Source organism: Comamonas halotolerans (assembly GCF_030162935.1).
Lineage (GTDB): Bacteria > Pseudomonadota > Gammaproteobacteria > Burkholderiales > Burkholderiaceae_C > Comamonas > Comamonas halotolerans.
Genome location: NZ_JASAUZ010000001.1, coordinates 230,331 through 249,428, shown reverse-complemented (window position 1 = coordinate 249,428; position 19,098 = coordinate 230,331). Strand labels below are relative to the sequence as shown.

17 protein-coding genes are annotated in these 19,098 nt (G+C 55.8%); 6 read left to right on the top strand and 11 right to left on the bottom strand.

Features of this window, described 5'->3' with window-relative positions:
* Window positions 1–5: 5 nt before the first annotated feature.
* The 3 genes from pgaA to tsaE form a co-directional block, all read right to left on the bottom strand.
* Window positions 6–2,306, bottom strand: coding sequence for a poly-beta-1,6 N-acetyl-D-glucosamine export porin PgaA (gene pgaA / locus QEP11_RS01120; protein WP_284334718.1), 2,301 nt, complete (start codon window positions 2,304–2,306; stop codon window positions 6–8).
* Window positions 2,307–2,663: 357 nt separating this feature from the next.
* The gene (locus QEP11_RS01115) at window positions 2,664–4,139 is read right to left on the bottom strand and encodes an N-acetylmuramoyl-L-alanine amidase (RefSeq protein WP_284334717.1); all 1,476 of its coding nucleotides are present in this window, start codon (window positions 4,137–4,139) and stop codon (window positions 2,664–2,666) included.
* Complete coding sequence (tsaE, locus tag QEP11_RS01110; RefSeq protein ID WP_284334716.1) at window positions 4,136–4,648, bottom strand: tRNA (adenosine(37)-N6)-threonylcarbamoyltransferase complex ATPase subunit type 1 TsaE; 513 nt, start codon at window positions 4,646–4,648, stop codon at window positions 4,136–4,138. The genes QEP11_RS01115 and tsaE overlap by 4 nt, the downstream gene beginning before the upstream one ends.
* 12 nt (window positions 4,649–4,660) lie before the next feature.
* On the opposite strand from tsaE, the gene queG reads away from it, so the two are divergent.
* Entirely contained in the window at window positions 4,661–5,734 is a 1,074-nt protein-coding gene (queG, locus tag QEP11_RS01105; RefSeq protein ID WP_284334715.1) for a tRNA epoxyqueuosine(34) reductase QueG, read from the top strand.
* A gap of 104 nt (window positions 5,735–5,838) precedes the next feature.
* Here queG and QEP11_RS01100 read toward each other — a convergent pair whose 3' ends face one another.
* Window positions 5,839–6,747, bottom strand: coding sequence for an AEC family transporter (locus QEP11_RS01100; protein WP_284334713.1), 909 nt, complete (start codon window positions 6,745–6,747; stop codon window positions 5,839–5,841).
* 210 nt (window positions 6,748–6,957) lie between these two features.
* Between QEP11_RS01100 and QEP11_RS01095 the strand changes: the two genes are divergently transcribed.
* The 3 genes from QEP11_RS01095 (at window position 6,958) to QEP11_RS01085 (ending at window position 9,964) form a co-directional block, all read left to right on the top strand.
* Window positions 6,958–7,920, top strand: coding sequence for a tripartite tricarboxylate transporter substrate binding protein BugE (locus tag QEP11_RS01095; protein ID WP_284334711.1), 963 nt, complete (start codon window positions 6,958–6,960; stop codon window positions 7,918–7,920).
* A gap of 71 nt (window positions 7,921–7,991) precedes the next feature.
* Window positions 7,992–8,906 (top strand): site-specific tyrosine recombinase XerD, encoded by a 915-nt coding sequence (gene xerD / locus QEP11_RS01090; RefSeq protein ID WP_284334710.1) that lies wholly within the window; start codon window positions 7,992–7,994, stop codon window positions 8,904–8,906.
* A 77-nt stretch (window positions 8,907–8,983) separates the two neighbouring features.
* Window positions 8,984–9,964 (top strand): Bug family tripartite tricarboxylate transporter substrate binding protein, encoded by a 981-nt coding sequence (locus QEP11_RS01085; RefSeq protein ID WP_284334709.1) that lies wholly within the window; start codon window positions 8,984–8,986, stop codon window positions 9,962–9,964.
* Between the two features lie 328 nt (window positions 9,965–10,292).
* On the opposite strand, the gene QEP11_RS01080 is transcribed toward QEP11_RS01085, so the two are convergent.
* Both QEP11_RS01080 and QEP11_RS01075 read right to left on the bottom strand, forming a co-directional pair.
* A complete protein-coding gene (locus QEP11_RS01080) occupies window positions 10,293–11,570 on the bottom strand; it encodes an EAL and HDOD domain-containing protein (RefSeq protein ID WP_284334708.1) in 1,278 nt (425 codons plus the stop codon).
* A 47-nt stretch (window positions 11,571–11,617) separates the two neighbouring features.
* Window positions 11,618–12,418, bottom strand: coding sequence for a ferritin-like domain-containing protein (locus QEP11_RS01075; protein ID WP_284334707.1), 801 nt, complete (start codon window positions 12,416–12,418; stop codon window positions 11,618–11,620).
* Between the two features lie 45 nt (window positions 12,419–12,463).
* On the opposite strand from QEP11_RS01075, the gene QEP11_RS01070 reads away from it, so the two are divergent.
* A complete protein-coding gene (locus QEP11_RS01070; RefSeq protein WP_284335188.1) occupies window positions 12,464–12,988 on the top strand; it encodes a gamma carbonic anhydrase family protein in 525 nt (174 codons plus the stop codon).
* A gap of 40 nt (window positions 12,989–13,028) precedes the next feature.
* Window positions 13,029–14,021, top strand: coding sequence for an Hsp33 family molecular chaperone HslO (gene hslO / locus QEP11_RS01065; protein ID WP_284334706.1), 993 nt, complete (start codon window positions 13,029–13,031; stop codon window positions 14,019–14,021).
* 67 nt (window positions 14,022–14,088) lie between these two features.
* Here hslO and QEP11_RS01060 read toward each other — a convergent pair whose 3' ends face one another.
* The 5 genes from QEP11_RS01060 to QEP11_RS01040 all read right to left on the bottom strand — a co-directional run bounded on the left by QEP11_RS01060 (window position 14,089) and on the right by QEP11_RS01040 (window position 19,045).
* Window positions 14,089–14,514, bottom strand: coding sequence for a hypothetical protein (locus tag QEP11_RS01060; RefSeq protein WP_284334705.1), 426 nt, complete (start codon window positions 14,512–14,514; stop codon window positions 14,089–14,091).
* A gap of 54 nt (window positions 14,515–14,568) precedes the next feature.
* Window positions 14,569–14,844 (bottom strand): FtsB family cell division protein, encoded by a 276-nt coding sequence (locus tag QEP11_RS01055; RefSeq protein ID WP_284334704.1) that lies wholly within the window; start codon window positions 14,842–14,844, stop codon window positions 14,569–14,571.
* Between the two features lie 64 nt (window positions 14,845–14,908).
* Entirely contained in the window at window positions 14,909–16,195 is a 1,287-nt protein-coding gene (eno, locus tag QEP11_RS01050) for a phosphopyruvate hydratase (protein ID WP_284334703.1), read from the bottom strand.
* 178 nt (window positions 16,196–16,373) lie between these two features.
* Window positions 16,374–17,231, bottom strand: a complete 858-nt coding sequence (gene kdsA, locus QEP11_RS01045; RefSeq protein WP_284334702.1) for a 3-deoxy-8-phosphooctulonate synthase — start codon at window positions 17,229–17,231, stop codon at window positions 16,374–16,376.
* Window positions 17,232–17,383: 152 nt separating this feature from the next.
* Window positions 17,384–19,045 (bottom strand): CTP synthase, encoded by a 1,662-nt coding sequence (locus tag QEP11_RS01040; protein WP_284334701.1) that lies wholly within the window; start codon window positions 19,043–19,045, stop codon window positions 17,384–17,386.
* Window positions 19,046–19,098: the final 53 nt, after the last annotated feature.

The following is a 19,098-nucleotide window of genomic DNA, read 5'->3' as shown; positions in this document are numbered from 1 at the left end:
TACCCTCAAAAACGATAAGTCATATCGAAGACAAAGCGCCATTCACGCTCGCGGACACCGTCGTAGGGGCGTGAGACAGCAGAGAGCGTGCCTCCGATTTCAAAAACATCATTGGCCTTGTAGCGCTGGCCGTAGCTGATCATTCCAACTGAGCCTGTGCCGTAGCTGTGCTGGTTCACACCGCCCAGTCCAGCGCTCAACTGCTGGGTCCAAGCCGTTTGATAGCGTTGGTAGATGGTGTGGTTCCAGCTCAGGGTCGGGAGAATGCTGTATTCGCGCTGCGGGCTGTAGTACGGCACATCGGTGCGGCTATTGCGTGAAGCAAAAAGCTCCAGACCGGCGTCGAGGAACCAGGTCGGGCGCGTCCACAGGCGCTGTTGAGCACTCAACAGAACCTCCAAGCGGTTGTTGCCGTCGCTGAAATCGCTGGGCGTAATGGTCAGTCCCCAGGAGCGGCGCTCGCTTTCACGCCACTGAACGCCGAAGTCAAAGCGGTTGCTGGTGATGTTGTTGCGCAGTGCATCCAGATTGGTATCGCGTGACTTCCATTGAGCCCCTGCGTGAATCGACCAGTAATCATTGAGCGCGTAATCCACAGACAGTGCAGAACCCAGGCGACTGCCATGCCCGTAGTGGCTGTCTGAGACTTCTGCCGTGACGTTCCAGTCACGGCTTCGCCACTCGAGGCCCACGCGGCCATAGTTGTGGGTGGCTTTGGCATCGTCATAAGTGGCGCTGCGATGCCCCATGCCGGCGAAGATGCGCCAGTTGTATGCAAGAGGCTGCGAATACAGTGTGGTGTCAAGGCCAAAGTCTCGTCCGCCAGCGACGGGGTTGTTGTTGCCAAGTCCCTTATAGCCCTCCACGCGCAATTCATGCATGTTGTGCACGCGCCAAAGGCGCTGCAAGCGCTGACTGCTGCGGTTTTCCGGAAAGCGCGCCTGCATATCGCCGCTCAAGGCTTCCACCTGGCGCCATTCCTGAAGGTCAAGGGCCGTCAATCCCTGGCCGATCTCCACGCTCATGGCGCGGGGATCGTAGCTTTCGGCAATCTTGAGTTCTTCTTCGGCTTTACGGGGCCATCCACGTGAGCGATAGATGGATGAGAGATCTGTGCGCAAGCTGTTGTTATTGGGAGCTGCATGAAGCATTTGCTCCAGCGACACTTGCGCCTGCGGGGTATCGTTGGCGTAAAAATCCATCATGCTTGCCGTATGCCGAGCATCCAAATAGGCTGCGTTCGGAATACGCGCTGCATCGCCTCCCACAAAGCGCCATTGCGAATATTCCTCGCGCAGAGGGTGTGCCGCTTCTTGAGAAGCCGCAACATCACCCTGGTCCGAATAGGAGTACAGCAAGCCAAAGTCCTGGTTTTGGCGGCTGACTGCGTCTTCGCGCATATAGCCACTGGCAATCAGTTGCTCATAGATCTGGGTTGAGCGCTCTGGCATGCGCTCATAGAGGTAGGCGGAGGCAACTGTTGCCAGCGCATAGTTGGGCACCTCAACACCCTGCGCGAGCAATGCTTCGTACTCTTGAACCACCTTGGCCATGTAAAAACGGGCATGGAGCGCCTGCAAGCGATCGATGCGCGCACGTTGCAGCAGCGGTTGCACTTCACTGCCTATCTGTGCCCACTGTCCAAACAATGTGTCGTACTTCGCCAGAGCCGCATCTGCGACCTGAAAGCGCTCTGCTTCGCTGCGAGCAGGCAAGTCTGCGTAACGAACACTCTCGGCCACCGCATCCGCTTGCAGCTCGCGCATTTGTGCGGGGCTCAGCAAATCTGGATGGCGTTCAGCCACGGCCAAGGCTGCACTGGGCATGTGCGCACGCTGCAATGCCATCACATAGTCTCGTACCACATAGGCTTTGTTGCTGCCTATTTGCATCGCCCGGTCGATGTACTCCAGTGAAGCAAAGACGCCGTGATGACGCAGTTGAGCGTAGCCCATGACCAGCAGGGCATCCACGTCATTCGGGGTTGCATCGAGCAATCGCTGGGCGAGTACAGTGGCTTGTTCCGGCTGCCCACCATCAGCGAGGGCATAAATCTCGCCATGCACAAATGCCGTATCTTGAGGGAACCGTTGCTTGCCTTGGCGGTAGGCTTCCAAAGCTTTGCCCCATTCCTGGGTATCCCGGTAATTTTGAGCAGTGCCAAGCAATGCATGGCGTGCCTGCTCTCCCGCTGTCGATGCAAGAAGGCTGAGAGGCGAGAGTACAAGCAGGGTGGCTACGGCGGTGAATTTGATCTTCCTGCGCAAGCAGTGCTCATGGGGCAGAGTGCAGTGTGAGAAGCTCATACTGAATAATTCATTGATTTTTGTTATCGATAGTATTTTTTTATTTTCTTCGTTTGTTACTTGTTTGCATATGAGCTAAGTTGATGATTTGGAAGCTCAAATGTTATTTTTTGTGGAATGGGAAAATGTTCCCAAAAGTGTCGAAACATGCGGTTTCTAATTGTTTTTTGCTTCAACTTCCCTTGGCGCAGGGCGGCTTTGTTGAGGGTTGCCTATGTGCAAATCCATATCTTTGTGAATAGTTGGATTGCAAAAAGTAAGTTTTTCAACTGCGTGTATCTGATTGAATTCGGCTGAAGAATTTGCTGCAATAAAAAAGCCCGCTAAAGCGGGCTTGTCAGTCAGGAGGGGCCAGGTTCACACAGAGCGTGAGCGGGCCAGTGGCGGATTCTTGGTGAAGTATTGGCGAATGCCTGCCATCATGGCATCGGCCAATTTGTTTTGGTAAGCCGAGCTGCGCAAGCGCTGTTCTTCTTCTGGATTGCTGATGAAAGCAGTCTCCACCAGAACGCTGGGAATATCCGGAGCCTTCAATACTGCAAAGCCAGCTTGTTCCACGCGCGGTTTGTGCAATTTGGCAAAGCTGCCTATTTGAGAAAGCACAGAAGTACCCAGTTTCAGGCTGTCATTGATTTGCGCGGTGGTGCTCATATCCAGCAGCATGCGCTGGACGTGGGCATCTTGGCTGCGTACATTGATGCCGCCGACCAGATCGGCCTGATTTTCCTTGTCTGCCAACCAGCGAGCGGCCGTACTGGTTGCACCTTTTTGGCTCAAAGCAAATACGCTGGCTCCCTTGGCTGAAGGCCGGGTGAAGGCATCTGCGTGAATGCTGATGAAAAGGTCGGCCTGAACCCGGCGTGCTTTTTGTACACGCACGCCCAGCGGAACGAAAAAGTCTCCATCACGTGTCATATAGGCACGCATGGGGTTGCCATTGATAGTGCTGCCATTGATGCGGTCGCGCAGCAGTTTCGCAATCTTGAGGACCACATCTTTTTCACGCGTGCCTTTGGGGCCAATGGCTCCTGGGTCTTCACCGCCATGACCAGGGTCCAGCGCCACGATGATGATGCGGTCAGTTCTCCTTGCGGTAGGTGCTGGGCCAGCAGTCACCTCAGGCTCAGTGCTCGGCTTTGGCGGTGTGCTGACGGGGGGGGTGGCCTGTGCAACGGGTTTGTCTGGCACAGTCGGTACAGTAGGAGCAATGGGCGCTGGTGTACTGCTGGGCGGTTGACTGTGTTGGGCAATCAGGTCGCCCAAAGGGTCGTGGGCGGGGGCTTGTGAGACAGGTGGTGTCAGTGCTGGCGGCAGGGCGGCAGAGCTGGTGGCGTCACGCAAACGTTCTTGAATCAACGCTTCCAGTGGATCAACCGGCTTGGACGGATACAGGTCAAAAACCAGGCGGTGCTGGTATGCAGCGACAGGCTTGAGTGAGAAAACCTGGGGCACAGCATCTTGCTTGAGGTCGATAACCAAGCGAACTACGGAAGGTGTGTTCTGTCCGACCCTGATCGCAGCAATGTTGGGATCATCGGGGCGAACTTTGGCGACAAGCTCTTTGAGAGCATCGTTGAGTTGCAGGCCCTCAATGTCCACGGCCAAACGTGGTGGGGATTCAATCAAGGTTTGCTTGGCCACCAGCGGCACATCGGACTCAAGCGTGACGCGCGAGTAATCCTCGGCAGGCCATACACGCACGGCCACGATACTGGCACCAAAGGCAATCTGGTGTTTGCCAGCTAACAGCAAAGCCAAGCTGCCTGCTTGAATCAGGGTGCGGCGGTTGGGGCGGTAGGCAGTAAAAATAGGTTGCGCGGCGTCGTCGCTCATTGTGGCCAGTGCTGCAGCATGCGCCGACCACGCTCTGTGCTGGTGCGCAGAGTGACGCGGCGCTGGGTTTCGTCAATTGCTTCAATATAAATAGCTAGATCCGCTAGCGGTGTCAGCGAAGCGGCCTTTTCAGGCCATTCTGCCAGTTTCAGGCCCTGGCTGGCAAAAATATCGCGAAAACCGGCATCCTCCCACTCGCGTGGATCGTCGAATCGATAAAAGTCAAAGTGCCAGATGGTCAAACCCTGCGCTTCATGAGGTTCCACCACGGCGTAAGTAGGGCTTTTTATGCGCCCTTGAACGCCCAGGCTGCGCAGCAAATGCCGAACCAAGGTGGTTTTGCCTGCGCCCAGATCTCCGTGCAAGGTGATGTAGGCATCACGCATTTCAGGCAGAGTGGCCAATTGCTTGGCAAAAGCCTCAGTGTCTGCCTCGTCTTGCCATGACAGTATCCGCTGCTCTGGGGCCGGGCTTTTTACAATCGAAGAGTTATGGTTTGCAGCAGTCAATTGGTTCCTTTGATGCAGGACTGGGCCCGCGAACTGGGATTTTCCCAAATTGGCGTATCCGGTGTTGATTTGTCGTCTTGTGAAGATGGGCTGCTGCAATGGTTGAGTGCCGGCTTTCATGGCAGCATGGACTATATGGCTGCCCATGGGCTCAAGCGTGCCCGTCCAGCTGAGTTGGTGCCTGGCACCGTGAGCGTGATCACTGTGCGCATGGATTATCTGCCGCGTCATACGCCTGAGGACTGGCAGGACGTGGAGTGGGCGCGGCTGCAGCGCCCTCAGGAAGCGATTGTTTCGGTGTATGCGCGTGGTCGCGACTATCACAAGGTGTTGCGTGGCCGCTTGCAAAAGCTTGCAGAGCGCATAGCGCAGGAAGTGGGCCCACTCGGACATCGCGCCTTCACCGACTCAGCGCCGGTGATGGAGGCGGAGCTGGCGCGCCGCAGTGGTCAGGGCTGGCGTGGCAAGCACACCTTGGTGCTCAGTCGTGATGCGGGATCCATGTTTTTCCTTGGTGAAATCTATGTGGATATGCTTTTGCCCGAAACGCAGCCCGTCACAGCGCACTGCGGCAGTTGTAGCAGTTGCATGGATGCCTGTCCTACGAGGGCCATTGTGGCGCCCCATCGCGTGGATGCGCGGCGCTGCATCTCTTATCTGACCATTGAGCACGATGGCGCAATTCCCGTGGAAATGCGCCCTTTGCTGGCCAATCGTATCTATGGTTGTGATGACTGCCAGCTGGCCTGTCCATGGAACAAGTTTGCCAATCGCAGCGGGTTGCCTGATTTTGATCCGCGTGGCGGTATGACTGGCAGCACCTTGGTGCAGCTTTTCAGTTGGGATGAAGCTACGTTTTTGCGCTGCACCGAAGGCAGTCCGATTCGCCGCATTGGTCATGTGCGCTGGCTGCGCAATATTGCGGTGGCCTTGGGCAATGCTCTAAATCGCACGCACGATTGTGCGCAGGCGCATGCAATGCGCATGGCCTTGCAGTTGCACGCAGCGCACGACAGCGCGGTGGTGCGAGAGCATGTGCAGTGGGCTTTGGCACAGGGCGTGACTATGGATAGTGTTGGCGTTTAGCGTGTGCTCGGTCATGCTGGAGTCAGCACTTTGACAGTGCGCATGCTCTCGCAAGAACACGGCAGTAAGACCAAGCAATCAAATCAAGGCCGGACGAAAAATGCCTACCCGGGAATTAACGAGAGAGCGTAGGGGAGGCTGATGATGCCCAATACGGTGGAGAGGGTGACCAAGCCGGCCACATAGGGTCCGTTATAGCCCATGCGGGCCGCAAGCACATAGCAGGTGGAGGCCGTAGGAAGCGCTGAAAACAGCAGCAAAATCAATGCTTGATTGCCAGTCAGGGCAAAAACGTGGATGGCAGCCAAGGCCAGCAAAGGCTGGATGAAATGGCGAATGCTGAGCACACCCACAGTCAAACGCTTGGCATGCGTGAGCAGCCCCAGTTGCATGCCTGCACCCGCCGACATCAGGCCCAGCGCGATGGAGGCTGCGCCAATTCGTGTGACGGGGGGCTCCAGCCATGCAGGCATGCGAAAGCCCAGCAAGTTGGCGCACAAGCCGCAAACGGTTGCAACAATCAGGGGATTGCGTACCAGTTGTCTCCAGAAGCTTTGTTGGCTTTCTCGGGCCATGGGCCAGACGGCTGCAATATTGAAAACAGGCACACAAAAACCGATCAGCACGGAGATGAAAAACAGCCCTTGCGCGCCTGCCAGACGATCTGCCAGGGCCAGACCAATAAAAGAGTTGAAGCGGAATGCGACCTGGGCGGCGCTGGCATGGTCTCGCGGTTGCACATGTTTGCGCAGACCAGGCCACCACGGCAGGCTGTACGCCAGCGCAATGCCTATCAGCCCGGCGGTGAGGCCTGCAGCGATCAAGCTGGATGTGGCTGCCCAGTCCAAGGGGCTTTTGACGATGGAGTGAAACAGCAGGACCGGGAACAGTAGGTAATACACCAAAGCTTCCGCTCCTTGCCAGACCTGACGGTTGAGTGGGCTGAACCGGCACAAAAGGTAGCCTAGAAGAATCAAGGCGAAGTCGGGGAAAAGAAGCTGGGCGTAGTTCACGAGCGCAAAGGTTACTCTTTTCTCCTGTGTGCATTAGGGGAAGCGTGTCGCAAATCTGGCACCAACGTGACAGCTTGTGCACTCTTTCGGAGCTAGGGGAATTTCCGGAGAAAAAAGTGTCAATGAGCCCTGCTGCAATTGAAGCCGCTCCACTAGCATTGCCCATCAACGCTTTTTTACAAAGTCGCAAAGCGAAGGAGACAAGTTCCTATGCATCGTCGCACCTGTATCGGATTCGTACTGGCAATCGCTGGTACCACCGCCATGGCTCAGACCTATCCTTCCAAGCCCATCAAGCTGCTGGTGCCTTTTGCGCCAGGCGGAACCACAGACATCGTGGCACGCGTGATTGCAGACCCATTGGGACGCGAGCTGGGACAGACAGTGATTGTTGAAAACAAGGGGGGCGGTGGTGGCATTGTGGGGGCGCTGGAAACTTCGCGTGCAGCGCCAGATGGCTACAACCTGGGTATTGCCACGGTGTCTTCCACAGCCACCAATCCAGCCATTAATCCCAAAATTCCGTACAACACCTTGACGGACTTCACGCCCATCATCAACGTGGCTGCCACGCCGAACGTGTTGGCGATCAATCCCAAATTCAGCGCTCCAGACCACAAGACGTTTCTGGCCACGCTCAAAGCAGGACAGGGTAAATATTCCTATGCATCCTCTGGTACCGGAGGCATTCAGCACATGTTGATGGAGTTGTACAAAAACCTGACGGGCACCTTCATCACCCATATCCCTTATCGGGGAGCAGGCCCCGCATTGAACGACACGGTGGCAGGCCAGGTGCCGATGATCCTGGACAACCTGCCTTCGGCTCTGCCGTTCATCAAGGACAAGCGCTTGCTGGCTGTTGCAGTCGCTGCTCCTCAGCGTCTGGAGGTTTTGCCGGATGTGCCGACTTTCAAGGAGGTGGGCCTGGAGCCTGTCAATCGCATGGCGTTCTATGGCATCCTGGGTCCCAAAGGGATGGACAAGGCCGTGGTTGACAAGATCAATACCGCTGTGAGAAAGGTGCTGCAGGATCCTGCGGTGCGCAAGCGTATTGAGGACACGGGCTCCATCGTGCTGGGTAACTCGCCGGAAGAATTTGCGCAGCAAATCAAGGCGGAGTACGAGGTTTACCGCAAGGTGGTGTTGGAGCAAAAGTTGACGCTGGAGTAAACAAGCCGTAATGGGGTGCCGGGGCGCTGCACTTGCATGATGCAGCGCCTTTTTTTGCGCACAATGTGTGCATGAATAATGCTGCACTGCAGGCCAGTGTCACGGTTGTCGATGACTTTATTGAGGCCCTGTTTTTGGAAGATGGTCTGTCTGCGAACACCTTGCAGGCGTACCGGCGCGATGCCATGGCTTGCGCCCAGTTTTTGGCGACTTCTGGCAGTGTTTGTTCATTGCTGCAAGCGCAAGAACTTGATTTACAGGCCTTTATTCAGCAGCGGCATGCGCTCGGTGTCAAAGCAGTCTCCAGCAATCGCAGCTTGAGTGTGTTGCGGCGTTTTTATCACTGGGCACTGCGTGAGAATCGGGTGCAAAGTGATCCCACCGTGCGTTTGCTCGCGGCCAAACGTCCACTGCGGGTCCCGCATACGCTAAGTCAAGAACAAGTCGAGGCGCTGTTGCAAGCTCCTGATGATCGAACCCTGCTGGGGTTGCGGGATCGGGCCATGCTGGAGTTGATGTATGCCAGTGGTTTGCGGGTCAGTGAGCTGGTTGGATTGCAAGTGCATCAACTCGATATCAAATCGGGCGTTTTGCGCACAGAAGGTAAAGGCCGCAAAGAGCGTCTGGTTCCCTTTGGTGAGGAAGCGCAGACCTGGTTGCTGCGGTATTTGCAGGATGCTCGCCCGCTCATTTTGGGGGGGCAAGTGAGCCGCGATTTGTTTGTGACACAACGCGGCAGTGGCATGACGCGCGTCATGTTCTGGGTGCTGGTGAAAAAATATGCGCTGCTCGCAGGTATTTCGGCACCGTTGTCTCCACATACTTTGCGTCATGCCTTTGCCACGCATTTGCTCAATCACGGCGCTGATTTGCGGGTGGTGCAAATGTTGCTGGGACATGCGGATATTTCAACCACCACCATCTACACACATGTGGCGCGCGAGCGATTGCAGCAACTGCATGCACAACACCATCCTCGAGGCTAAGAAATTCTGATGTTGATTAAGGTAAATTAATTTTTAATGCAAAATGTATTTATCTTTGTCAATCAGTACTAACGATCATGAATACCTTGCGACGAGGTTTGGTTGCTGCGGCAATGTTGTCAGCGGCAGTACCTTCGCTTTCTTGGGCTGAAGCTGCACAGTGGCCAAGCAAGCCTATCCGCATCGTGGTGGCCTATCCTGGAGGTGGCGTCAGCGACGTGGTTGCACGTGCGCTGGGAGAAAAGCTCAGTGTTCAACTGGCAACCCCCATTGTGGTGGAGAACAAGGCTGGTGCAGGAGGTGCCATTGGTCTGGACGCTGTGGCGAAGTCTGTACCAGATGGCTATACCATTGGTTTTTCTGCCATCAGCCCTGTAGCGCTCAATCCGCACCTGGGGGCCGTGCCTTTCGATCCACAAAAGGATCTGGCACCGGTAGTGAGTGTGATGTATTCGCCCGTATTGATCTTGGCGACAACTGCAGAGCGTTCCAAGACCTTCAAGGAGTTGCTGGAGGAAGCGCAGCGCAGTCCTGGGACGGTACGCTGGGCTACAGCAGGCTTGGCCTCTCTGGGCCATATCGTGTTGGAGCAGATCAAGTACAAAGGAAATGTGGATATCACACACATTCCCTACAAAGGCGGTGGTCAACAGTTGAATGATGCATTGGGTGCTCAGTACGAGGTGCTGTCAACCAATGCAGGCCCAACGGTCATGCAGCATATCCAGGCCGGCAAATTCAAACCTCTTGCCGTGGGTGCACCACAGCGGCTGGAGTCGCTGCCAAATGTGCCCACACTGGCTGAACTGGGTTTTGCGGAAGCCAACTCCACATCATTGTTCGGCATTTTTGCACCCGCCAAAACGCCGAAGGCTGTGTTGCAGCGTTTGAATCATGAGTTCAACAAAGCATTGGCGATGCCGGATATCCAGGAAAAACTGAAGAAATCTGACAACGTGCCTACAGGTGGCGATGCCCAGTCATTTGCGCACCAGATTGTCCAGGAATCGGCCAATAACGCACGCATCATCAAAGCTGCGAATCTGTCGACCAAGTAAGGTATGAACTGATTAAAGGGCCACCGTAAGGTGGCTCTTTTCATGTTTCCATATCGTGCAGGCCGTTTCTAAGATCCATGGCACGGAACCAGGCCTTGCCACAATGCGCTGACTTCAGCACCCACCTGGTAGGTGGTCTGATATTGCAATGCATTGGCATTTTGTGCGTGAAAGCCGCTTCATCACCATTCCCATAGCGCAACATCATCACTGGCAGCGGCGCATCCAGACCTGTGTTTGAAGCAAGGTTTTGGGGCCGGTCGTTTGGTGTTCCTGTCATGTGCTCGGGTGTGAGTCCATGACAAAGGCTGGCTATGACGAGTGTGCGCTAGGCTTGGTGGAACTCTTCGGTGACTTGATCACACCAGGCGAGTGCCTGCAAGTGTGCCCAGTTGACTTGCTGGTTACTCAGTTGCAGCGCTGTTGCTGCCAGGTCAAAGGCTTCGTCGTTGCTGCTTTCACAAGCTTGAGCCAGTTGCAGCAACTGACCGAAAACGCCTTTGCGTTCCAGCAAGGCTTGGCGCACAGTATCAGGCAGATTGATCAATTGCAACGCATCTCGCATGGGGATGCTGAGCATGACATCAAGCAAGGAGAAAATTCCCACCACAAAAGCTTGCTCTGCCTCATCTTCGCTCAGAAATTCCAGGGCCAGGAGTTCCATCAAACGGCCGCGAATCACGGCAGTGTGGCCAATGGTGGGGCTGGTGTTGCCGTATCTGGAGGCCGTGAGCAGCAGAGCAGCCCAGCGAAAGAGCTTCTTCAAGCCCATGATCATGACGGCTTGGCGAAAGGAGGTTATCTCCCTGGCATGTGTGAATCCTGCGGAGTTGATCAGGCGCATCAGGTTGAAAGCCAACCCTGCATCCTTTTTGAGAACCTCTTCGATTTCATCAGTGCTGGCTTGGCGGCGCAGCAAGTTGATGAGCTGGATGATGCTGACTTGATTGGGGGCAAGAAGTTTGGCCTCCACGACTGAGGGGCGTGAAAACCAGTACCCCTGAAACAGCGAAACACCAATGCTTTTAAGCAGATCGAATTGCTCCTGGGTTTCAATTTTGGTTGCAATGAGCTGCGCTTTGCTATGGCGGGTTGCATAGCTGACCAAGACGGCCAATTGCTCAGGTCGCAGCACGTTCAAGTCCAGCTTGATGTAGTCGGCCAGCGGTAACCATGTGGAGTAGGCTGATTCCAGCACCGTGTGGTTGAACGAAAGCTTGAATCCACGCTCACGCAATGCACGCAGGATGGGCAGGCGTGCAACGGCTTCCGAAGCTGCAACATGGCCCAGAGGCTCCACTTCCAGAACAACTTTTTCTGGATTGAGCAGCTCCAAATGTCCTCCAGCCAAGCTTTCGTGCGTGCTGTTTACAAACAGCAGCTTGGTGCCCACCAAGTCTTCCCGGCCTGCATGCGAGAGTGCAGTAAACATGAGAAGAACATCGGTCGCAGCAGTGTGCTCTGCGGGTGCGCGTGAACGATTGAACAGCTCATACCCAATCACCGTCTTGTCGACATTCACAATGGCCTGACGTGCAATCATGGAAGAGCCCGAGTTGCTGGCGCTGGCAGTGGTGGAGGTCGAAGAGGATGTGAGAGCGGACATGTCTGCAAAAGTGGTGGCGGAGGGGCGGTTGTGTGGTCAGGCTGCTGCTAATGTTGCTCCAGCCAGGCTATTTCTTCTTCGGTAAATCCCGCTGCTTGGCGGGCCTGAGTGTTGAAAGGAGGACGCGGGCGCGGTGCCTCATAGTGTCGGACTAACGCAGTGTAGTGTGAATGAGGGTCCAAACTATTGCGCTGGCATAAGAAACGATACCAGTGGTTACCTATCGCCACGTGCCCGACTTCCTCACGCAAGATGATGTCCAGAATATCCGTTGCTGCCAGGGCATCGGGTGTGCCCACCTGGCGTAGCTTGGCTTGAATCTGTGGTGTGGCATCGAGACCGCGTGCCTCTAAAGTGCGCGGTACCAGCGCCATGCGCGCCGTTGCGTCTGCAGCGGTTTTTTCACACATTGTCCACAGTCCCTGGTGGGCAGGGAAGTCGCCGTAGTCGTGGCCCTGTGCTTGCAGCCAATCACGGATGAGCAAGAAATGCTTGCCTTCCTCTCCAGCCACTTGCAGCCAGTCCAGGTAATACTGCTGTGGCATTTGGTCAAAGCGCCAGATGGCATCCAAGGCCAGGTTGATGGCATTGAACTCAATGTGCGCGATTGCGTGCATCAGGATGATGCGTCCTTCTGCTGTGGCAGGAGAGCGGCGTGCTACTTCCGTGTGGCGCAGCAGTGGAGGGCGCTCTGGATGTCCGGGCAGGGTGGCTGTAGAGGGCAGCAGCGGTGCCTGCTCGGCAATCGTCCACTGTGACGCCTGGGCATGCATTTGCATGGCAGCGACAGCTTTTGCAATAGGGTCGCAGAGGCACAAAACCTCAAGGGCGCGTTGTCGAAGCTCCATACCTACAATTGTATTTTCCTGAAAGCACAAAAATGAGGAGACATGATGGCTGTATATGAATTGGATGGAGTAGCTCCGCAGATTGCAGACAGTGCCTGGGTGGCAGACAGTGCCCAGGTGATGGGAGAGGTCAGCGTCGCTGCTGATGCCAGTATCTGGTTTGGCACCGTGGTACGCGGAGATACATCCACCATCACCATTGGCGAAGGATCGAATGTGCAAGATGCCAGCGTTTTACATGCTGATCTGGGCATGCCTTTGGTCATTGGCCGACATGTCACTGTTGGTCATCAAGTCATGCTGCATGGGTGCACGATTGGGGACGAAACATTGATCGGCATCGGTGCCATTGTGCTGAACGGGGCGAAAATTGGCAAAAACTGCTTGGTGGGCGCAGGCGCGCTGGTGACTGAAGGCAAGGAGTTCCCGGATGGATCCATGATCCTCGGTAGTCCGGCTCGTGCGGTCAAGCAACTGTCTGCTGAGCAAATGCAAAGCTTGCGCACCAGTGCGCAGCACTATATCGATAACGCGCGCCGCTTCAGAGCGGGTCTGCGCAAGCTGGCTTAATACGCCTGCCATTAGCAATCACTGATTGGGATACACACGCGTGTCTGAACTTCACAAATTTCTCTTTGATGGCCTGCCCGTGCGCGGCATGATTGTTCGCTTGACGGATGCCTGGAAAGATATTCTTCAGCGTCGAGCTAGCAACACTGACACTGGCGCTTACCCGCTGGCAGTGCGCGAGTTATTGGGAGAGATGACTGCTGCCAGTGTGCTGATGCAGTCCAACATCAAGTTCAATGGCGCGTTGGTATTTCAGATTTTTGGAGAAGGCCCCGTGAAAGTGGCCGTCGCTGAGGTGCAGTCTGACCTGGCCCTGCGTGCTACTGCCTCGGTCAACGGTGATGTGGCAGATAGCGCCTCGTTGGCGGATCTTGTGAATGTGAATGGTGCAGGTCGCTGTGCCATCACTCTGGATCCCAAAGACCGTTTGCCTGGTCAACAGCCGTACCAAGGTGTGGTGCCGTTGAACAATGAAGAGGGCGAGCCGCTGGGGAAAATCTCTGAAGTTCTTCAGCACTATATGCGCCAATCCGAGCAACTCGACACATGCATCGTGCTGGCTGCCAATGATGAAGTGGCTGCGGGGTTGATGATCCAGCGCATGCCACTCAAAGGCCAGGATAACTTGGCGGGTGCCACAGAAAGCGCGCTGGATGAAAGCGACCGCATCGGTGAAAACGAAGAGTACAACCGCATTGCCACACTGGCTGCCAGCTTGAAACGTGATGAGCTGCTGACGCTGGATGTGGACACCATCTTGCGTCGTCTTTTCTGGGAGGAGAAACTGCTGCGTTTTGTCCCTCAAGATGGAGATAATGGCCCGCACTTTGCCTGCACTTGCAGCCGTGATCGGGTCGAAGGCATGCTGCGTAACCTGGGGCAGCAAGAAGTCGAGCATGTGGTGCAAGAGCAGGGTTGCGTGGAGGTGGGTTGTGACTACTGCGGTGCGCAATATCGTTTCGATGCCGTAGATGCAGGCCAGCTGTTTGCTGATATGCCCAGCCAGGCGCCAGGCTCTTCTTCGGTTCAATAAGCAATTGCGGGTTCGTTGCGAATTTTTTCAAAAGAGGGCTTCTACTGCCTCGTTGACGGATGCTTTGTCAGCGGCGCGTAAGCAAATGTTGGAAAAGCTTTAGTTCACTGGCGGCATCCAGGCACTCCCAGCAGCTGGCATCTGCATTTCGTGCCACTTCACTGGAGGAACTCCGTGCAATCCACGGCGCCAGCTGTGTGGCTTGCTGGGTTGCGCTGCCGTAGAGCATCTGGACGGTGAAATGGTGACTGCCTTGTTGCACCAAGCTGCGCCACTGCGTCTCCAGGGCATGGGTTGCTGTGGTGTGGCTACCTTCGGGTAGCAAGGCCCATAACAGCAAGATATCGCTGTCTGTAGCCGCAGGCCATCGCGTGCAGGGCTGCAGCTCATGCAGGTGCACTCGCGTTGCTGCTGCGGCTTGCAAGACCTGCGCACAATGTGCGGCACTGGCGCAGAGAAGCAAGCGGGAGCGTGAAGCGATGGTGTTGCGCATGGGCGCAGAAGGTGGGTGGCGTTGAGTGTTGGCGCTGTAGCCAGTCGCTACGGCTTAGCGCATGATCTGCACATAAATCTCATTGGGCTTGACCATGCCCAGTTCACTGCGTGCTTTTTCCTGCACCGTGTCTTTGCCTTCACGCAAATCATTGACCTCGGAGGCCAAGCGTTCATTTTCCTTGCGCGCAGCGTCGTTGGCGGCGTGCAACTCATTGATCTGTCCGCGCAATTCGGCCACACGATCCATGCTGCCCGCGCCCAGCCACAGTTGAGCGTGGGTAATGGCCAGCAGGCAGAGCAAAACGACGGTGACGATGCGAGAAACCATGGCAGAGATTTGAAAAAACCGGGGTGATGAGATCCCGGTTTTTGTGAAGGCCGCAGCCTAGAGATTAGCGCAGGTTGTAGAACGCGTCACGGCCGGGGTATACCGCAACGTCGCCCAGATCCTCTTCGATACGCAGCAGTTGGTTGTATTTTGCGATGCGGTCGGAGCGGCTCATGGAGCCAGTCTTGATTTGACCAGCATTCAGGCCCACTGAAATGTCAGCAATTGTGCTGTCTTCGGTTTCACCGGAGCGATGGGAAATCACAGCGGTGTAACCAGCACGTTTCGCCATCTCAATGGCAGCAAAGGTTTCGGTCAAGGTACCAATCTGGTTGATCTTGATCAGAATGGAGTTGGCGATGCGCTTTTCGATGCCTTCCTTCAGGATCTTGGTGTTGGTCACGAACAGGTCGTCACCCACCAGTTGCACCTTGCCACCCAGACGCTCGGTCAGGATCTTCCAGCCATCCCAGTCACCCTCGTGCATGCCGTCTTCGATGGAGATGATGGGGTATTTGTCGCACCAGCCGGCCAGCATGTCTGTCCATTGGGTGGCGTTAAGGGTCATATTGCCTTCGCCCTTCAGCACATACATGCCGTCTTCGTAGAACTCGGAAGCTGCACAGTCCAGACCCAAAGCGATTTGCTCGCCAGCTTTGTAGCCAGCCTTCTCGATGGCTTCAATAATCAGCTGGATTGCTGCTTCATGGTTTTCCACGGAAGGTGCAAAGCCACCTTCATCGCCCACAGCGGTGGACATGCCCTTGTCATTGATGATCTTCTTCAGGGCATGGAACACTTCGGCACCCCAGCGCACGGCCTCGCGGAAAGTAGGAGCGCCGACGGGGATGATCATGAATTCTTGCAGATCCAGCGAATTGTTCGCGTGGGCACCACCGTTGATCACATTCATCATGGGCACAGGCAGTTGCACGCCGCCCATGCCACCGAAGTAGCGATACAGAGGCAGGCCAGCTTCTTCAGCAGCAGCGCGTGCCACTGCCATGGATACGGCCAACATGGCGTTGGCACCCAGGCGGCTCTTGTTTTCGGTGCCGTCCAGATCAATCATGGTTTTGTCCAGGAAGGCTTGTTCGGCAGCATCGAGGCCGATCACGGCTTGTGCGATTTCGCCGTTGATGTTGTCCACAGCCTTCAGGACGCCCTTGCCCAGATAGCGGCTCTTGTCGCCGTCGCGCAGTTCAATGGCTTCACGCGATCCGGTCGATGCGCCGCTAGGCACAGCAGCGCGGCCCATCACGCCCGACTCCAACAACACATCACATTCGACCGTGGGGTTGCCACGGCTGTCCAGAACTTCACGTCCTACGATGTCAACGATTGCACTCATGGTGTTTTCCTATGAAGGTTTTTTGAAACTGGGGGGCAGCGTCAGCAGAGTTGCTGTGATTGTGGGCTGAATCTGCCAGACATTCTTGTCGAACATGTGAAAAAGCACGCCCCACGGAGCGTGCTTATCGTGCATGAAAGCGGATTCACAGTTCGCGCGGTGCGCATCTTACGCAAACTTAGGCTGAAAAGTTGTTTTCAAGGAAACCGTTGCGCTTGGTCACATCGTCCAGCGCCACCAAAGTCTCCAGCAAAGCCTTCATGTGCTTGAGGGGAACAGCGTTGGGACCGTCGCTCAAGGCGTTGCATGGATCGGGGTGAGTTTCCATGAACAAGCCGGCCACACCGACGGCCACGGCCGCGCGGGAGAGCACCGGCACCATTTCACGCATACCTCCACTGGAGGTGCCATTGCCACCGGGCAACTGCACGCTGTGCGTGGCATCAAACACCACGGGTGCGCCCGTTTCGCGCATGATGGCCAGCGAACGCATGTCGCTCACCAAGTTGTTGTAGCCAAAGCTGGCACCGCGTTCGCAAGCGGTGAACATGTCGGGATCCTGGCCCACTTCAATGGCCGCGGCGCGTGCCTTGTCGATGACATTCTTCATGTCATGCGGTGCCAGGAATTGCCCCTTCTTGATGTTCACGGGCTTGCCGCACTGGGCGACGGCGCGAATGAAATCCGTTTGACGGCACAGAAATGCTGGGGTCTGCAGCATGTCTACTACAGCGGCTACATGCGGGATTTCTTCAACAGTGTGCACATCGGTCAGCACAGGTACGCCAATTTCCTTGCGCACCTTGGCCAGAATTTCCAGACCCTTTTCCATGCCAGGGCCACGGAAGCTGGTGCCGGAGGAGCGGTTGGCCTTGTCAAAGCTGCTCTTGAACAGAAAGTTGATGCCAAGTTCGGAAGTGATTTCCTTGAGCTGGCCTGCCACATCCATCTGCAGTTGCTCAGACTCGACGACGCAGGGGCCTGCAATCAGGAAAAAGCGCTTGTCCAGACCAACGTCAAAGCCGCAGAGTTTCATGGTGTTTCCTTTATGGCATGCCCGGCATGCTTCAAAAACTGAAGCTGCAGCGCCTATATTTCAAAGACTTCGGCTTTAGCTGGTGCCGAAAACCTTGATTATCAAGCGCTGGCAGCTCCTTTTTTCAAGGCTTGTTTCCGTGAGTTGGAAAATCAAGCCTTCTTGACCGACTTGCTTTGGCCGTCCTGCGCCGCCTTGATGAAGGCGTTGAACAGAGGGTGGCCATTCCAAGGCGTGGACTTGAACTCGGGGTGAAACTGCACGCCGATGTACCAGGGGTGGACTTCCTTGGGCAACTCGACGATTTCAGTCAATTGCTCACGCTGAGTCAATGCAGAGATCACCAGACCGGCTTCGCGCAGCTTGTCCAGGTACTGCACGTTGGCTTCGTAGCGGTGGCGGTGACGCTCGGTCACCACGTCGCCATAGATGCTGTGGGCCAGGGTGCCGGGTTGCACGTCCGAAGACTGTGCGCCCAGACGCATGGTGCCACCAAGGTCGGAGTTGGCATCACGTGTCTTGATCGTGCCATCCTCATCTTTCCACTCTGTAATCAAGGCGATCACGGGGTTGGGGGTATGAGGGTCAAACTCGGTCGAGTTGGCGCCGGTCAAGCCAGCCTTGTGGCGGGCGTATTCGATGGTGGCCACTTGCATGCCCAGGCAGATACCCAGGTAGGGAACCTTGTTTTCACGGGCAAACTTGGCAGTCGAAATCTTGCCCTCAACACCGCGAGAGCCAAAGCCGCCGGGCACCAGAATAGCGTCGTACTTGGACAACTGCTCTTTGGCGTTGGCGTCGGTGATGGTTTCCGAGTCGATGTGGGTGATCTTCACGCAGGTATGGTTGCGCAGACCGGCGTGCTTGAGCGCCTCGTTGACCGACTTGTAAGCGTCAGACAGTTCCACGTATTTGCCCACCATGGCCACTTGCACTTCGCCTTGAGGGTGCTCGGTTTCGTAGACCAGATCGTCCCAGCGCTTGAGGTTGGCAGGAGCCGTGTTCAGGCGCAGCTTGTCGCAGATCAGACCATCCAGACCTTGCTCGTGCAACATGCGGGGCACCTTGTAGATGGTGTCCACGTCCCACATGGAGATCACGCCCCATTCCTGCACATTGGTGAACAGCGAAATCTTTTCGCGCTCTTCTGCAGGCACGGCGTATTGCGCTCGGCACAGCAACGCATCTGGCTGAATGCCGATTTCGCGCAGCTTCTGCACAGTGTGCTGGGTGGGCTTGGTTTTGAGTTCACCTGCTGCTGCGATATAGGGCAGGTAACTCAGGTGTACAAAGGCCGAATTGTTCTGACCCAGCTTCAGGGACAGCTGGCGAACGGCTTCCAGAAACGGCAGGGATTCGATGTCACCCACGGTGCCACCGATTTCGCAAATCGCCACATCCACGGCGTCATCCGTGCCGATGCCGGCACCACGCTTGACGTATTCCTGGATCTCGTTGGTGATGTGGGGGATGACCTGCACAGTCTTGCCCAGATAGTCGCCACGACGCTCTTTTTCCAACACCGACTGATAGATACGACCGGTAGTGAAGTTGTTGGACTGGCGCATACGCGTTTCAATGAAACGCTCGTAGTGGCCCAGGTCCAAGTCGGTTTCGGCGCCGTCATCCGTCACAAATACTTCGCCGTGTTGGAAGGGGGACATCGTGCCGGGGTCCACATTGATATAGGGATCCAGCTTGATGAGGGTGACTTTGAGGCCGCGCGACTCGAGCAGCGCAGCAAGGGAGGCTGAGGCGATTCCCTTGCCCAGGGAAGACACCACACCGCCTGTGACGAAGACGAATTTGGTCATGTCTTGTTCGTTTTTATGGTGGTGGTAAAGCGAGATTATAGGTGCCTGCCGCA

Excerpts from the sequence above, each read along its gene's own strand:
- pgaA (WP_284334718.1), bottom strand. The coding sequence starts at position 2,306 with ATGAGCTTCTCACACTGCACTCTGCCCCATGAGCACTGCTTGCGCAGG.
- QEP11_RS01115 (WP_284334717.1), bottom strand. The coding sequence starts at position 4,139 with ATGAGCGACGACGCCGCGCAACCTATTTTTACTGCCTACCGCCCCAAC.
- queG (WP_284334715.1), top strand. The coding sequence starts at position 4,661 with ATGCAGGACTGGGCCCGCGAACTGGGATTTTCCCAAATTGGCGTATCC.
- QEP11_RS01095 (WP_284334711.1), top strand. The coding sequence starts at position 6,958 with ATGCATCGTCGCACCTGTATCGGATTCGTACTGGCAATCGCTGGTACC.
- xerD (WP_284334710.1), top strand. The coding sequence starts at position 7,992 with ATGAATAATGCTGCACTGCAGGCCAGTGTCACGGTTGTCGATGACTTT.
- QEP11_RS01085 (WP_284334709.1), top strand. The coding sequence starts at position 8,984 with ATGAATACCTTGCGACGAGGTTTGGTTGCTGCGGCAATGTTGTCAGCG.
- QEP11_RS01080 (WP_284334708.1), bottom strand. The coding sequence starts at position 11,570 with ATGTCCGCTCTCACATCCTCTTCGACCTCCACCACTGCCAGCGCCAGC.
- QEP11_RS01075 (WP_284334707.1), bottom strand. The coding sequence starts at position 12,418 with ATGGAGCTTCGACAACGCGCCCTTGAGGTTTTGTGCCTCTGCGACCCT.
- QEP11_RS01070 (WP_284335188.1), top strand. The coding sequence starts at position 12,464 with ATGGCTGTATATGAATTGGATGGAGTAGCTCCGCAGATTGCAGACAGT.
- QEP11_RS01060 (WP_284334705.1), bottom strand. The coding sequence starts at position 14,514 with ATGCGCAACACCATCGCTTCACGCTCCCGCTTGCTTCTCTGCGCCAGT.
- QEP11_RS01055 (WP_284334704.1), bottom strand. The coding sequence starts at position 14,844 with ATGGTTTCTCGCATCGTCACCGTCGTTTTGCTCTGCCTGCTGGCCATT.
- eno (WP_284334703.1), bottom strand. The coding sequence starts at position 16,195 with ATGAGTGCAATCGTTGACATCGTAGGACGTGAAGTTCTGGACAGCCGT.
- kdsA (WP_284334702.1), bottom strand. The coding sequence starts at position 17,231 with ATGAAACTCTGCGGCTTTGACGTTGGTCTGGACAAGCGCTTTTTCCTG.
- QEP11_RS01040 (WP_284334701.1), bottom strand. The coding sequence starts at position 19,045 with ATGACCAAATTCGTCTTCGTCACAGGCGGTGTGGTGTCTTCCCTGGGC.